We start from the raw sequence: 14542 nt of genomic DNA, 5'->3' as shown, positions 1-14542 counted from the left end.
CTCGGGCCGAACTCAGCTCATCTCCTCCTGGAGGCGTGACATGAGCATCTTCTTGCCCTGCTCACCCGCCTTGCGGTTGTTCTCCTGCATCTTCCGGAACCAGGTGGCCAGTTCCGTGTCGCCCCGCGAATCCGCGTCGGCGATGTAGGTGTCCAGTTTCCAGATGTGCTGCAACGACATCTGCAGGACGTGGATCAGGTCGTAGTTCTGGTCCTTGACCGGGCTGATCATTTCCTTGGTCATGGTCGCCACGGACGTACCTCCCCATCTCGCTCTCGCTGTTCGGTGGCAGCAGCGCTTACCCGGCCTGGTCCCGTTCACGCCCGACGGCGGGCTACGATGCCGGGCGGAGGGGGGCGTTCGTGCGCGGACGGACGGGGCACGCGTCGCTGGCGCTGGTGCTTGTCGCCGCCGGCTGCGGGGGCGAGCCACCGCCCACCGCCGCCGCCGACGTCACCGGTGTCTGGTGCGGCCCGGAACGGGACGTGCTCACCCTCGACGCGGCCGGCGGGTTCACCGTCACCGACGTCTCCGTCTCGCTGATCGACGAGGTTCTGCACGACGAGGACTTCGTGCCGGGCTACCGGCGGGAGACCGAGCACGCGGGCGCGGTGCCGGCGCACGGCGCCGGCCGGTGGCGCGCCTTCGTGGACCGCGGCGACATGTTCCAGGCCCGGCGCGACCACGTCGTGCTCGACTGGGCGACCTTCGAGTCGGTCAAGGTGGACGAGGAACTGGAGCTGACGCTCGCCGGAGAGGGCGCGGGCCTGGTGCTCGGCATCGAGCGCGTCGAGTCGGGCTTCACCACCCTCTTCGCCCGCTGCCCGGCGGCCTGAGCCGCCCGCCGCCCGGGGCGGGGTGCGGGGGGCGGTTATCCGGGGCGGGCCTCGGGTAGGGGTTGCCGCATGGCGGAACTGGCAGCGCTCTGGATCGTCCGGCACGGCGAGAGCACGGCGAACGTGGCGGCCACCGCGGCCGAGGCGTCCGGCGCCGAGCTGATCGACCTGACCCACCGGGACGCGGACGTGCCGCTGAGTCCGACCGGGGAGGAGCAGGCCCGGGCCACCGCGCGCTGGTTGGCCGGGCTGCCCGAGGCCCGCCGGCCCGACGTCGCGGTGGTGTCGCCGTACCTGCGGGCCGTACGGACCGCCGAGTTGGCCCTGGCCGGCACCGGGATCCCGCTCACCCGAGACGAGCGGCTGCGCGACCGGGAACTCGGCATCCTGGACGGGCTGACCGGGTACGGGGCGCGCCAGCGCCACCCGGAGGAGGCGGCGCGCCGGGACCGGCTCGGCAAGTTCTACTACCGGCCGCCGGGCGGCGAGTCCTGGACGGACGTGGCGCTGCGCCTGCGCGCCCTCCTCGGCGACCTGCGCCGCGACCACGAGGGCCGGCGGGCGCTGCTGTTCGGCCACGACGCCCTGGTCTTCCTGACCCGTTACCTGGTGGAGGGGCTCACCGAGGCGGAGCTGATGGCGCTGACCCGGGAGCACGTCATCGCCAACTGCTCGATCACCGGCTGGTCCGCCGGGGCCGACGGCCGGCTGAGCCCGGACGTGTTCAACGACGTCGGCCACCTGCGGGCCCAGGGCGCCCGGCCGACCAGGGAGGACGAGGTCCATGCCGAACCGGTCTGACACGCTCGTGATCACCCCCAAGCTGCTACGGGACTGGGCGCTGCCGGTGCCGACCGGGGGCAAGGAGGCCCGGGGCACGGTGCTGGTGGTCGGCGGCTCCCGGTTCACCCCCGGGGCGGTGCTGCTCGCCGGCGTGGCCGCGCTGCGGGCCGGGGCCGGGGTGCTCCAGCTCGCCGCCGCCGAGTCCACCGCCGCCGCGCTGAGCATCCAGGTGCCCGAGGCGCTGGTGGTGGGCCTGCCCGAGACCGCCGACGGCGCGGTAGCGGGCGGGCCCGGCGAGTTGCTGGGTGACCTGGTGGCCGAGGCGGACGTGGTCGCCCTCGGCCCCGGCCTGAAGGACATCGACGAGACGGCGGCGCTGCTGCGCCTGGTGCTCGACGCGGCCGCCCGGGAGACGGCGCTGGTGCTCGACGCGTACGCCCTGGGTGCGCTCAGCCATGCCCCGGACCTGCTGGTCGGGTCCGGACGGCCGGTGGTGCTCACCCCCAACCTCACCGAGGCGCGGCACCTGCTGGGCCGGGACCCCGGCGACGACCTGGACGCCGAGGCCATCGAGTTGGCCGGCCGGTACGACGCCGTGGTCTCGCTCTACGGCCACGTCTCCACACCCGACGGGCGGAGCTGGCGGGAGGAGAGCGGCGACGCGGGGCTCGGCACGTCCGGCAGCGGGGACGTCCGCGCCGGACTGCTGGCCGGGCTGCTGTCCCGGGGCGCCGAGCCGGCGCAGGCCGCGTGCTGGGCGGCGTTCGCCCACGCGGTGAGCGGCCAGCGGCTGGTGCCACGGTTCGGCCGGATCGGGTTCCTCGCCCGGGAGCTGCTCGACGAGATTCCCCACACCCTCGCCACCGTCTGACACCTCCTTGTCTGACCGAACGGCTGTGTGTAACGCCACACGCGGCTCCTACGCTGGTGGGTCGGAGGAGGGCATCCCCGCCCGCCTCCCGCCGGCCGCTCCCCGCCAGGGGGCGTGCCCGGCTGGAAACATCCCCTGGGAGTCTGTGTGAAGAACCTCCGTCGCAAGACACTGGCTGCCGCGTCCGCCGTGACGCTCGGTGTCGGCCTCGCCGTCGCCGGCGGGGTGGCCCCGGCGGCGTCGGCCGCCGGCCCGGACACCACGTTCCTGGTGCTCGCCCCGCAGGGCGCGAAGACCGACAAGGCGGCTGCCCGCGTGGCCGCCGCCAAGGGCACCGTGGTGGCCAGCTACGACCAGATCGGCGTGCTCGTCGTCCGGTCGACCAACCCCGACTTCGTCACGGACGTGGCGGGCGCGGGCGTCGACTCGGTGGCGTCCACCGCCGGCCTGGGCACCGCCCTCGACGAGGGCGAGACCATCGAGGTCTCCGCGGCCGAGGCGGCGAACACCACCGCCGACCCGACCAAGGAACCCATGTTCGGTCAGCAGTGGGACATGCCGATGATCGACGTCCCGCAGGCCCACGCCGTCAACGCCGGCAGCGCCAGCGTGGTGGTGGGCGTGCTGGACAGCGGCATCTCCTCCAGCCACCCCGATCTGGCCAGCCAGATCGCGAAGGACAAGAGCACGTCCTGCATCGGTGGGGTCTCCGACACCACCGAGTCCGCCTGGAACCCGACCAACTCCGACCACGGCACCCACGTGGCCGGCACCATCGCCGCCGCCGTCAACGGCGTCGGCGTGACCGGTGTGGCGCCGGGCGTCAAGGTGGCCGCCGTCAAGGTGGTCAACAACGACGGCTACATCTTCCCGGAGGCTGCGGTCTGCGGGTTCATGTGGGCCGCCGAGCAGGGCATGCAGCTGACCAACAACAGCTACTACATCGACCCGTGGGAGCTCAACTGCCGCAACGACGCACGCCAGCGTCCGGTGTGGAAGGCCGTCCAGCGGGCGATCCGTTACTCGCAGAGCAAGGGCGTGCTGCACGTGGCGTCCGCGGGTAACTCGAACTTCGACCTCGCCCACAAGATCACCGACGAGGGCAGCCCGAACAACGGGACGCCGGAGGTCCGCGAGGACCTCACCAACGCCTGCCTCGACCTGCCGGCCGAGGCGCCGGGTGTGGTGACGGTGTCGGCGGTCGGCCCGACCGGGGAGAAGAGCTACTACTCCTCGTACGGCCAGGGCACGGTCGACGTGACGGCGCCGGGTGGCGACACCCGCTTCCGTACCCAGGGTGTCCGCTCGACTCTCGCCGACGCCATCCTGTCCACCACCTACAACACCGCCACGAAGACCAATGGCTGGGGTTACAAGCAGGGCACCTCGATGTCCTCGCCGCACGCGACCGGCGTGGCCGCCCTGGCCCTGTCGGCGCACCCGGGCATGACCCCCGGCCAGCTGTCGACCTTCCTGGGCAACACCGCCGAGGCGATCTCCTGCCCCGCCGGTGTCTACAACCCGGTACCGCTGATGGCGGCCGGCCCGAACGCCTACGACGCCACCTGCTCCGGCGGGCAGCGCAACGGCTTCTACGGCGCCGGCATGGTCAACGCGTACAACGTGGTGAAGTAGCAGCACGGCACGACCCGTGGTGGGGCCCGGCGGTGATCCGCCGGGCCCCACCCGTTTTCGCTGCTCACGGCCGGGGTACGGGAGGGGCGTCCGACGAGCCGAGGAGGTCAACGGTGTCCACCGATGCCATCGTCCTGTTGAAAGAGGACCACAAGGAGATGCGCCGTCTGTTCAAGGCGTTCCAGGATGCCGAGGAGGGACCGGCCGCGCGGCGGCAGAAGCTGGTGAGCCAGATCCTGGAGGCCCTCACGGTGCACACCTACCTGGAGAACGAGGTGATGTACCCGGAGGTCCGCAAGCTCCTGCCCGACCTGGAGGACGACATCCTCGAGTCGTACGAGGAGCACCACGTCGCCGACGTGCTCTGCGCCGAACTGTTCGCCATGGACGCCGACGACGAGCGCTTCAACGCCAAGACCACGGTGCTGATCGAGAACGTCCTGCACCACGTCGAGGAGGAGGAGCAGGAGTGGTTCCCGAAGGTGCGCGAGGCGCTCGGCCGTAAGCAGCTCCAGGAGATCGGCGAACGGATGATCGAGCTGCGCGCGGACGCGCCGCGCAAGCCGACCGACCCGAAGGCGATCAAGAAGTCGCTGGACGCCGTGACGGCCTGAGCCGACCGCCTCCGACGGGCCCCGGTGCGCCGGGGCCCGTCGTCACGCCGGGGGCGGGGGCAGGATCCGCCGCAGCGCCGGCGGTACGGCCCGGGACCGCCACTCCCTCGGGTAGCCCACCGACACCTCCTCGAACCGCACCCCGTCGTGCCAGGTGGTGCGGGGGATGTGCAGGTGGCCGTAGACCACCGCGGCGGCGTCGAAGCGCAGGTGCCAGTCGGCGGTGGCCTCGGTGCCGCACCACTGGGCGAAGATCGGATAGCGCAGGATCCGGGTCGGCTCGCGCAGCAGCGGCCAGTGGTTGACCAGCACGGTCGGCAGCCCCGGCTCCCGCGCGGCGAGCCGGCGGGCGGTCTCGGCGACCCGGGCGGCGGACCACGCCGACCGGCTCGGGTACGGGTCGGGGTGCAGCAGGAACTCGTCGGTGCAGACGATCCCCGTCCGGTACGCCTCGGCCAGCGCCGCCTCCGGGGTGTCGAACCCCTCCGGGCGCCAGCTGTGGTCGTAGAGCAGGAACAGCGGCGCCACCAGCACCGGCCCGCCCGGCCCCCGCCACACCGGGTACGGATCCTCGGGGGTCAGCACGCCGAGGCGCCGGCACAGGTCGACGAGGTGCTGGTAGCGCGCCACCCCGCGCAGCGCCACCGGGTCGGCCGGCGGGGTCCACAGCTCGTGGTTGCCCGGCGCCCAGACCACCCGCGCGAAGCGGTCGCCGAGCAGCCCGAGGGCCCACTCGACGTCGGCCACGGTGTCGCCGACGTCCCCGGCGACGATCAGCCAGTCGTCCGGCGACCCCGGGCGCAGCCGCTCCACCACCGCCCGGTTGCCCGGGTGCCCCACGTGCAGGTCGCTGATGGCGAGCAGGCTGCCGCCCCCGCCGTCCTCCCCTGCCATGACCGTGATCCTATGCGCGGCCGGGGACGACCGCGAACCGCGCGGGCCGCGCGCCGGTCGATGCACCACAGCACAGGTGCGGCGGTCCCCAGGTGGGCCGGGGCGTGCCCGGGCGACCCGGTAGGATCGGCGGTGGGCCGTGACTGGCGCGTGGGGATGGAGAACCATCGGGAAGCGGTCCCGTCATGAGGACGCATGCCGAGCGCCTGGGCCTTCCGCACGTCACTGGAGGTCGCATGTCGTCGCCGAACGCCGAATCCACCGCCTTCCGCAGCGCCCTCGAGGTGATCCGCGCCGTCGAGCCGCGGGTGGCCGACGCCATCGGCGCCGAGCTCGCCGACCAGCGCGAGTCGCTCAAGCTCATCGCCAGTGAGAACTACGCCTCCCCGGCCACCCTGCTGGCCATGGGCAACTGGTTCAGCGACAAGTACGCCGAGGGCACCGTCGGCCGCCGCTTCTACGCCGGCTGCCAGAACGTGGACACCGTCGAGGCGCTCGCCGCCGAGCACGCCCGGGAGCTGTTCGGCGCGGCCCACGCGTACGTGCAGCCGCACTCCGGCATCGACGCCAACCTGGTCGCGTTCTGGGCGATCCTGGCCGACCGGGTGGAGTCCCCGGCGCTGAGGAAGGCCCAGGTGCGGCAGGTCAACGACCTCACCGAGGCCGACTGGTTCGCGCTGCGCCGGGAGCTGGGCAACCAGCGGATGCTCGGCATGTCCCTGGACGCCGGCGGCCACCTCACCCACGGTTTCCGCCCGAACATCTCCGGCAAGATGTTCGACCAGCGCAGCTACGGCACCGACCCGGCCACCGGGCTGGTCGACTACGACAAGGTCGCCGAGGCGGCCCGCGAGTTCAAGCCGCTGATCCTGGTCGCCGGCTACTCGGCGTACCCCCGGAAGGTCAACTTCCGGATCATGCGGGAGATCGCCGACTCGGTCGGCGCCACCTTCATGGTCGACATGGCGCACTTCGCCGGCCTGGTCGCCGGCAAGGTCTTCACCGGCGACTTCGACCCGGTGCCGCACGCGCACATCGTCACCACCACCACGCACAAGTCGCTGCGCGGCCCGCGCGGCGGCATGGTGCTCTGCCAGCCCGAGCTGGCCGACCAGGTCGACCGGGGCTGCCCGATGGTGCTCGGCGGCCCGCTGCCGCACGTGATGGCCGCCAAGGCCGTCGCCCTGGCCGAGGCCCGCCGCCCCGACTTCGCCGACTACGCCCAGCGGATCGTCGCCAACGCCCAGGCCCTCGCCGAGGGGCTGCTGCGCCGGGGCGGCAAGCTGGTCACCGGCGGCACCGACAACCACCTGGTGCTCATCGACGTCACCGGCTACGGGCTGACCGGCCGGCAGGCCGAGCAGGCCCTGCTCGACTCGGGCATCGTCACCAACCGCAACTCCGTCCCGCAGGACCCGAACGGCGCCTGGTACACCTCCGGCATCCGCATCGGCACCCCGGCGCTGACCACCCGGGGGCTGGGCCCGGCGCAGATGGACGAGACGGCCGAGCTGATCCACACCGTGCTCAGCCAGACCCGGCCGGGCGCGAACCCGGACGGCACCCCGTCGAAGGCCAAGTACATCCTCGACCCGGCCGTCGCCGACCGGGTCGGCAAGCAGGCCAGCGACCTGCTCACGGGCTTCCCGCTCTACCCGGCCGTCGACCTCGGCTGATCCGGGCGCCCGCCCCGACGCCCCCGCCCGGCCCCGCCGCGCGGGGGCGTCCCCGTTCCGCCCTCGGCCCCGTCCGGCGGTGCGTGGCGGGAGCGTCAGGGGCGGTGGGTGCGGTGGCGGCGGGCGCGGAGGCGGTGCAGGACGTCGGTGCCGCCCCGGCCGAAGTGGTCGTGCAGCGCGCGGTAGTCCGCGTACAGCTCGTCGTAGGCGGCCGCCCGGGCCGGGTCGGGGTGCCAGGTCTCGCGGCGGGCGGCGCCCATCGCCGCCGAGGCGGCCGGCACGTCCGGGTACGCCCCGGCGGCGACCGCCGCGTGGATCGCCGCGCCCAGCGCCGCCGGGTGCGCGGAGTCGACCACGTGCAGCGGCCGGCCGATGACGTCGGCGTAGATCCGCAGCAGCAGCCGGTTGCGGGTCAGCCCGCCGGCCACGGTCAGCTCGTCGACGGCCACCCCGGCGGCGGTGAACGCGTCGACCACCGTCCGGGCGCCGAACGCGGTGGCCTCCAGCAGCGCCCGCCAGATCTCCTCCGGCCGGGTGGCCAGGGTCAGCCCCACCAGCACCCCGCTCAGCTCGTGGTCCATGAGCACCGACCGGTTGCCGCTGTGCCAGTCCAGCGCCAGCAGCCCGTGCCCGCCCACCGGCTGCTCGGCGGCGAGGGCGTCCAGCAGCTCGTACGGGCTCAGCGCGCGGCGGCGCGCCTCGTCCGCGTAGTCGGCCGGCAGGCCGGTGCGGACGTACCAGGCGAAGATGTCCCCGACGCCGCTCTGCCCCGCCTCGTAGCCCCAGGAACCGGTGGTGACGCCGCCGTCGACCACGCCGCAGACCCCGGGCACCTCGTGGTACGCCGCCGCGTTCATGATCAGGCAGGTGGAGGTGCCGAGGACGGCGAGCATCCGGCCCGGCTCGACCGCGCGGGCCGCCGCGGCGGTGACGTGCGCGTCGATGGACCCGACCGCGACGGCCGTGCCCACCGGCAGCCCGGTCCACCGGGCCGCCTCGGCGGTCAGCCCGCCCGCCCGGGCGCCCAGCGGCGCGAGCGGGCCGTCGATCCGGGGCAGCAGCCCGTCGAGGCGGGGGTGCACGGCGCGCAGGAACTCCGCCGACGGGTACCGCCCGTCCTGCCGCAGCCCCTTGAAGCCGGCGGCGGAGACGTTGCGCGTCTCCCGGCCGCAGAGCTGCCAGACAAGCCAGTCCGCGGCCTCGATGAAACGCTCCGCGCGGTCGAAGACCGCCGGGTCCTCCTCCAGCACCTCCAGCGCCTTGGCGAGCTGCCACTCGGCGGAGACCCGGCCGCCGTAGCGGGGCAGCCAGGTCTCGCCGCGCGCGGCGGCGACGTCGTTGATCCGGGCGGCCTGCCGCTGGGCCGCGTGGTGCCGCCACAGCTTCGGGTACGCGTGCGGCCGGCCGGCCAGCTCGGGCAGCTCGCAGAGCGGGGTGCCGTCGGCGCGGGTGGGCAGCATCGTGCAGGAGGTGGCGTCGACGCCGATGCCGCCAACGTCCCCGGGGCGTACGCCGGCGGCCCGCAGCGCGGCGGGCACCGCGACCCGGAGCACCTCGCGGTGGTCGTCGGGGTGCTGCAACGCCCAGTCCGGCGGCAGCGGCGTCCCGTCGGGCAGCCGCTGCGTGATCACCCCGTGCCGGTACGCGTGCACGGCCTCGCCGCGCACGACGCCGTCGGCGACGTCCACCACGACCGCCCGGCCGGAGAGGGTGCCGAAGTCGACCCCGACGACGTGCCGGGGCACCCCGGCTGCCGGCTGCGTCACCGCTCCTCCTCCCGCCGCGCCGCTCCGGCGCCCGGGCGGGGCGGCCGGTCAGCGGCGGCGGGAGGCAACGCTACCGCAGTCGTTGATCTCGACACATCGATACGCGCGGTCTCGGCACCCCCTCCGCACACGCACGGATGAGGAGCCGACAGACACGCGAGAGCCCGGTCTCCTCAGCCAGGCCCGCCGGGACTGACCGCCCGCCCCCGCCCGGTCAGGAGATGGGCCGCTTCAGGTGGTAGCGGTGCACCTCGGTGCTGCCCTGGATGTTGTTCACGTCCTCGGCGGCGGAGACCAGCTCCCAGCCCTCCCGGCCGGCCCGGTTGAGGTGCGCGATCGCGGTGTCGCCGTACGCGGTGATGTCCCGGCGCGTCCCGTCCGGGCCGTACCAGATGAAGCTGACATGGAAATTGCGGCCCTGCCCCTGATAGCGGCGGACCAGCAACGCGTACTCCCAAGCGATCATGGCGTCCATTATGGGTGTCCATGAAGGACGGCGGAACACCGACAGTCGCGCTTTGCCATGCGGTGAACGCGGTGTGTCAACGCCGAGACGGCAGGGCCGCCACCGCCGACTGTGGACAGCCCCCCTACCGGCAGTCGTCGCCCGCCCACCGGTCACCCGGTCGCGAGCCGGTTGACCCGCGCGGCTCCGGCGGGATCACCGGGCCGGTTGCGGGGTGACGGCGAGCGCCCGCGACCGCTCGGTCGTCTCGTCGGCGACCAGCGCCGCCAGCCGGTCCAGGCCCAGGTCGATCTGCTCGGGGGTGACCGCGCTGACCGACAGGCGCAGCGCGTCGACCGGGGCGCCGTCGTCGTAGAAGTGCGCCATCGGCGTCCAGAGCAGCCCGTACTCGCGGGCGGAGCGGTGCAGCAACGCGTCGTCGACCGCGAACGGCACCGTGACCACCACGAAGAACCCGCCGGCCGGCACGTTCCAGCGCACCGGCGACGCGCCCGGCGGGAAGCGCCGGGCCAGGCCGTCGACGAGGTGGCGCAGGTTCCGGCCGTACGCGGCCCGCTCGCGGGCGGTGGCGGCCACCAGGCTGCACCCGTGCTCCAGCAGCGCGCCGCCGACCACCGCCTGGGCGATCGCCGAGGTGTTCACCGTGACCATGCTCTTGATCTTGGCAAGCTGGTCGGCGAGCAGGCCCACCGAGCCGTCGGAGCCGGCGACGCGCTGGTCGGCGACCACGTAGCCCACCCGCGCGCCGGGCAGCACCGTCTTGGCGAACGAACCCAGGTAGACCACCCGCCGCGCGGTGTCCAGCGCCTTGAGCGTCGGCAGCCGCCCCGCGTCCCCGGCCGGGAAGAGGCCGTACGGGTTGTCCTCCAGCAGCAGCAGGTCCTCCTCGGCGGCGAGGTCGAGCAGCCGCCGCCGGTCGGCCAGCCCGATGCTCGTGCCCGACGGGTTGGCGAAGTCCGGCATCACGTAACAGGCGCGGGGGCGCAGCCCCGCCGCCCGGGCCCGGCGCACCTGCTCCCGCAGGTCGGCCAGGTCCACCCCGGCCGGGCCGCCGGCCACCGGCCGCACCGGCAGGTCCAGCAGCCGCGCGGCGCCGGTCAGCCCGACGTACGTCGGGGCGACGGCGAGCAGCACGTCGCGGGGGTCGGCCCGCAGCGCCCGCAGCACCAGGAACATCGCCTCCTGGCAGCCGACGGTCACCACGACCGCCTCCGGGTCGACCGTGATGTTCTCGTCGACGGCGAGGTTGCGGGCGACGAGGTGGTGCACGATGCCCTTGGTGCGGCCGTACTGGAACAGGGTCCGGTGCACCTGCTCGGGGCTCTGCCCGAGGTCGTCGGCCAGGTGCCGGCGGAACGTCTCCAGGTGCCGGTGCGGCGCGGCGACGTCGAAGAACTCCTCGTACGGCCGGCCGGCCGCCAGCGACACCGCGTCGGGATAGTGCTGCGCCACCTCGTTGAGGAAGTTCATCGAGTTCAGCGCCGGGTCGTCGACCGCCGGATGCAGGTCGGCGACGTGCAGGTCCACCGGTTCGGCCACCGCTCAGCCCTCCCTCAGCACGCGCAGCTCGCGGACGGCCGCCGGGTCGGCACAGCCGGCCAGCGCCAGCGCGTCGCGGAACTCGCCGGCCAGCAACGCCAGCGCCGTCTCCGCCCCCGACCGGCCCCCGGCGGCGAGCGCCCACAGCAACGGCCGGCCGACCAGCACCCCCCGCGCGCCGAGGGCGAGCGCGCGCAGCACGTCCACGCCGCCGCGCACGCCGCTGTCCAGCAGCACCTCGCACCGGTCGGCCACCGCCGTCACCACCTCGGGCAGCACGGTGGCGGTGGCCGGTGCGCCGTCGAGCTGACGGCCGCCGTGGTTGGAGACCACCACCGCGTCCGCCCCGGCGGCCGCCGCCAGCTCCGCGTCGCGCGGGTCCAGGATGCCCTTCACCACCAGCGGCAGGGCGGTGCGGCCCCGCAGCCAGTCCAGGTCGGCCCAGGTCAGCGCGGGCGCGAAGACCTCGCCGGTGTGCGCCGCGACGGCCGAGACGCCCGGGGTGGCGGCGTGCGCGAGCGCGTCCCGCCCGGCCGGCAGGTTGGCGGCGACGACGTGCGACGGGATGGCGAAGGAGTTGCGGACGTCGCGCAGCCGCCGGCCCAGAATCGGCACGTCCACGGTGACCATCAGCGCGCTACACCCGGCCGCGTGCGCCCGGTCCAGCAGATCCGCGACGAGCGCCCGGTCCCGCAGCCAGTAGAGCTGGAACCAGACGGCCGCGCCGGTCGCCGCGATCTCCTCGATCGGCACGCTGCTCAGCGTGCTGGCCGCGTACGGCACGCCGGCCGCGCCGGCCGCCGCCGCGAGCGCCGTCTCCCCGTCGGGGTGCACCAGCCGCTGGTACGCCATCGGCGCCACCGCCACCGGCAGGGCGCACGGGGCGCCGAGCAGCCGCGCGTCGGTACGCGGGGCGGCCACGCCGCGCAGCACGCGGGGCAGCACGGCCACCCGGTCGAGGGCGCGCCGGTTGGCGGCGAGGGTGGTCTCCGTGCCGCTGCCGCCGTCGACGAAGTCCCACACCTCGGGCGGGAGCACCGCCCGGGCCCGCTCGGCGAAGTCGGCCAGGCCGGCGGGCGCGGGCGGCTCGCCGGCCGGCACGTCCTGCCGGGGCAGCACCGTCTCAGCCATCGCTGGCCCCCGTCCCCGCCGCCGGGCGGGAACCCGCAGCCGCCGCCACCGTTCCCGGGCCGGCAGCGCCGGTCGGGAGACCGAACCGCTCCCGCAGGAATTCGGCGGCCCGGTCCTGGGCGCGGCGGCCGTCGTCGAACGCCCCGGGCATGGCGAAGAAGCCGTGGACCATGCCGGCGTACCGGGCGAGGGTGGTGGGCACGCCCGCCTCGCGCAGCCGGTGGGCGTACCGCTCCCCCTCCTCGCGCAGTGGGTCGTGCTCGGCGGTGACCACCAGCGCCGGCGGCAGGCCGCTCAGGTCCTCGGCGAGCAGCGGCGAGGCCAGCGGGTGCCGCGCGTCGGCGGGGTCGGCGAAGTAGTGGCCGCGGTACCAGGCGACCGAGCGGCGGTTGAACAGCAGCGGGTCCTCGCCGTCGCCGCCGGGCTCCCCGGTCTGGTCGGTGTTCGGGTACACGAGCAGTTGGGCGGCGAGCGCGGGCCCGCCGCCGTCGCGGGCCAGCAGGGTGACGGCCGCCGCGAGGTTGCCCCCGGCGCTGTCCCCGCCGACCGCCAGCCGCCGCGGGTCGACGCCGAACTCCTCGGGATGCGTGGCGATCCACCGGGCCGCCGCGTGGCAGTCGTGCACGGCGGCCGGGAACGGGTGCTCCGGGGCCAGCCGGTAGCCGACGGTGACCACCTGGCAGGGCACCGCGTTGGCCAGCCGCCGGCAGATGCCGTCGGCGGTGTCGACGCTGCCCAGCGTCCAGCCGCCGCCGAAGAAGTAGACCAGGGTGGGCAGGGGCCCCTCCCCCGCCGGCCGGTGGATGCGCACCGGCAGGTCGCCGGCCGGGCCGGGCACGTGCGTGTCGCGTACGTCGTGCACCGGCTCGACCGCGCCGCCGCCGGCGCGGATCGCGGCGAGGTCGGCGGCGCGGGCCTCGGCGAGGGTCTGCGTGTACAGCGGCGGGATGCCGGCCGCCGCGCGGGCGGCCCGGTACGCCGCGACCTGCGGGTGGACGCTCACGCGGCCTCCCCTCCGGTGTGGACCAGCAGCTTGTCGATGCCGCGCAGGAACAGGCTGCCGCTGTACGCGGGCGGCTCGGCGACCGCGAGCCGGGGGAAGCGGGCCAGCAGCTTCGGCAGCGCGAGCCGGCCCTCCAGCCGGGACACCGCCGCGCCGAGGCAGAAGTGCAGGCCGACGCCGAAGGCGAGCGACGGCGGGCCCGGCCGGCGCGGGTCGAACCGGTCCGGCTCGGGGAACCGGGCCGGGTCGCGGTTGGCGGCGGCGATGATCAGCAGGACGTTCTCGTCCCCCGCGACCGGCACCCCGCCCAGCTCGGTGTCGCGGGGCGCGGCCCGCGCCAGGAAGTGCACCGGGGCCTCCAGCCGCAGGATCTCGTCGACGGTGCCCCGGGCCAGCGCGTCGTCGCCGGGCAGCGCGGCGGCCACGTCGGGGTGCGCCAGCAGCAGCGGCAGGCCGTTGCTGAACATGTAGACGGTGGTGACGAAGGCGGCGTTGAACAGCACGATCAGGTTGCTGACCAGCTCGTCGGCGCTGAGCCCCACGTCGCCGGAGTCGACCGCCTCCACCAGCCCGCTGATCAGGTCCTCGCCCGGCTGGCGGCGCCGGTGGGCGATCAGGTCGGCGTAGAAGTCGCGCAGCTCGGCGGCGGCGGTGTTGGCGGCGGCGAGCCGCTGCGGGGTCTTGCCCGCCACGTCCAGGAACTCGTCGATCCGCTCCACCCGCTGCCGGTAGAAGTCCAGCTCACCGGCGGGGATGCCGATGAACTCGGCCATCACCAGGGCCGGCATCGGGTACGCGAACTCCGCCACGAAGTCGAACCCGGTCTCCCCGGCGTCGGCCATCCGGTCCAGCAGTCCGTCCACGACCCGGTGCACGGCCGGTTCCAGCGCGCCCAGCCGGCGCGGCGTGAAGGTCTTCGCGAAGACCGCCCGCATCCGGGTGTGGTCGGGCGGGTTGACGAACATCATCGAGGTCTGGAGGGTGCGCAGCACCTCCTGCTCCTGCCAGCCCGGCGGCGGCTGCTTGTACCACTCCGGGTCGCGCAGCACCTGGCCGACCAGGTCGTAGCCGACGGCGACGGCGGCCACCGACCGGTGCTCGGCGCGCGCCGGCACCGGGCTGACCGGCCCCAGCTCGTGCAGCCCCGCGTAGCAGGGATACGGGTCCTGCCGGCCCTCGTCGCTGTAGAGACGGGTCAGCAGTTGCGTGACGTCCACGGTCGATCGGTCTCCCCCCAGGAACGGTGGCGCGGGGGGGGGGGGGGGGGCCCCCCCCCCCCCCCCCCCCACCCCCCCCCCCCCCCGCAGCCCCCCCGCCGGGGCCCGCAG

13 protein-coding genes, 1 pseudogene and 1 riboswitch are annotated in these 14542 nt (G+C 74.8%); of the genes and pseudogenes, 6 read left to right on the top strand and 8 right to left on the bottom strand.

Annotation, left to right across the window (positions count from 1 at the left end; genetic code table 11):
- Positions 1 to 12: 12 nt before the first annotated feature.
- Positions 13 to 243 carry a hypothetical protein gene (locus tag ABZ793_RS27070; RefSeq protein WP_350707668.1) on the bottom strand — a complete coding sequence of 77 codons (231 nt, stop codon included), beginning with the start codon at positions 241 to 243 and terminating at the stop codon, positions 13 to 15.
- A gap of 119 nt (positions 244 to 362) precedes the next feature.
- Here ABZ793_RS27070 and ABZ793_RS27065 point away from each other — a divergent pair, with 119 nt between their 5' ends.
- The 5 genes from ABZ793_RS27065 to ABZ793_RS27045 all read left to right on the top strand — a co-directional run bounded on the left by ABZ793_RS27065 (position 363) and on the right by ABZ793_RS27045 (position 4739).
- Positions 363 to 836 carry a hypothetical protein gene (locus ABZ793_RS27065; RefSeq protein ID WP_357462023.1) on the top strand — a complete coding sequence of 158 codons (474 nt, stop codon included), beginning with the start codon at positions 363 to 365 and terminating at the stop codon, positions 834 to 836.
- A 69-nt stretch (positions 837 to 905) separates the two neighbouring features.
- On the top strand, positions 906 to 1637 hold the full coding sequence (locus ABZ793_RS27060; RefSeq protein ID WP_357462022.1) for a histidine phosphatase family protein: 732 nt from the start codon (positions 906 to 908) through the stop codon (positions 1635 to 1637).
- Positions 1621 to 2490 (top strand): NAD(P)H-hydrate dehydratase, encoded by an 870-nt coding sequence (locus tag ABZ793_RS27055; protein ID WP_357462021.1) that lies wholly within the window; start codon positions 1621 to 1623, stop codon positions 2488 to 2490. The genes ABZ793_RS27060 and ABZ793_RS27055 overlap by 17 nt, the downstream gene beginning before the upstream one ends.
- 147 nt (positions 2491 to 2637) lie before the next feature.
- Complete coding sequence (locus ABZ793_RS27050) at positions 2638 to 4125, top strand: S8 family serine peptidase (protein WP_357462020.1); 1488 nt, start codon at positions 2638 to 2640, stop codon at positions 4123 to 4125.
- A 113-nt stretch (positions 4126 to 4238) separates the two neighbouring features.
- On the top strand, positions 4239 to 4739 hold the full coding sequence (locus tag ABZ793_RS27045; protein WP_357462019.1) for a hemerythrin domain-containing protein: 501 nt from the start codon (positions 4239 to 4241) through the stop codon (positions 4737 to 4739).
- 42 nt (positions 4740 to 4781) lie between these two features.
- On the opposite strand, the gene ABZ793_RS27040 is transcribed toward ABZ793_RS27045, so the two are convergent.
- Entirely contained in the window at positions 4782 to 5633 is an 852-nt protein-coding gene (locus ABZ793_RS27040; RefSeq protein WP_357462018.1) for a metallophosphoesterase, read from the bottom strand.
- Between the two features lie 129 nt (positions 5634 to 5762).
- Positions 5763 to 5852, top strand: a riboswitch (ZMP/ZTP riboswitch).
- Positions 5853 to 5869: 17 nt separating this feature from the next.
- On the opposite strand from ABZ793_RS27040, the gene ABZ793_RS27035 reads away from it, so the two are divergent.
- Positions 5870 to 7309 carry a glycine hydroxymethyltransferase gene (locus tag ABZ793_RS27035; RefSeq protein ID WP_357462017.1) on the top strand — a complete coding sequence of 480 codons (1440 nt, stop codon included), beginning with the start codon at positions 5870 to 5872 and terminating at the stop codon, positions 7307 to 7309.
- Between the two features lie 95 nt (positions 7310 to 7404).
- Here the strand turns inward: ABZ793_RS27035 and araB are convergent, their stop codons facing one another.
- The 6 genes and pseudogenes from araB to ABZ793_RS27005 all read right to left on the bottom strand — a co-directional run bounded on the left by araB (position 7405) and on the right by ABZ793_RS27005 (position 14431).
- Positions 7405 to 9075, bottom strand: coding sequence for a ribulokinase (gene araB, locus ABZ793_RS27030; protein WP_357462016.1), 1671 nt, complete (start codon positions 9073 to 9075; stop codon positions 7405 to 7407).
- Positions 9076 to 9289: 214 nt separating this feature from the next.
- Positions 9290 to 9550, bottom strand: a complete 261-nt coding sequence (locus tag ABZ793_RS27025; protein WP_357462015.1) for a hypothetical protein — start codon at positions 9548 to 9550, stop codon at positions 9290 to 9292.
- A 186-nt stretch (positions 9551 to 9736) separates the two neighbouring features.
- Positions 9737 to 11080, bottom strand: a complete 1344-nt coding sequence (locus ABZ793_RS27020) for a PLP-dependent aminotransferase family protein (protein WP_357462014.1) — start codon at positions 11078 to 11080, stop codon at positions 9737 to 9739.
- Between the two features lie 3 nt (positions 11081 to 11083).
- Positions 11084 to 12211 (bottom strand): alpha-hydroxy acid oxidase, encoded by a 1128-nt coding sequence (locus ABZ793_RS27015; RefSeq protein ID WP_357462013.1) that lies wholly within the window; start codon positions 12209 to 12211, stop codon positions 11084 to 11086.
- Positions 12212 to 12293: 82 nt separating this feature from the next.
- Positions 12294 to 13214: pseudogene (locus ABZ793_RS27010) on the bottom strand (alpha/beta hydrolase); the annotation flags it as partial.
- A complete protein-coding gene (locus ABZ793_RS27005; RefSeq protein WP_357462012.1) occupies positions 13211 to 14431 on the bottom strand; it encodes a cytochrome P450 in 1221 nt (406 codons plus the stop codon). The gene ABZ793_RS27005 and the pseudogene ABZ793_RS27010, both read right to left, overlap by 4 nt.
- Positions 14432 to 14542 lie beyond the last annotated feature (111 nt).

It is taken from the genome of Micromonospora sp. NPDC047465 (assembly GCF_040643125.1).
Taxonomy (GTDB): Bacteria; Actinomycetota; Actinomycetes; order Mycobacteriales; family Micromonosporaceae; genus Micromonospora.
The sequence above is the reverse complement of the archived record's forward strand: the minus strand, read 5'-3'. Positions and strand labels throughout refer to the sequence as shown.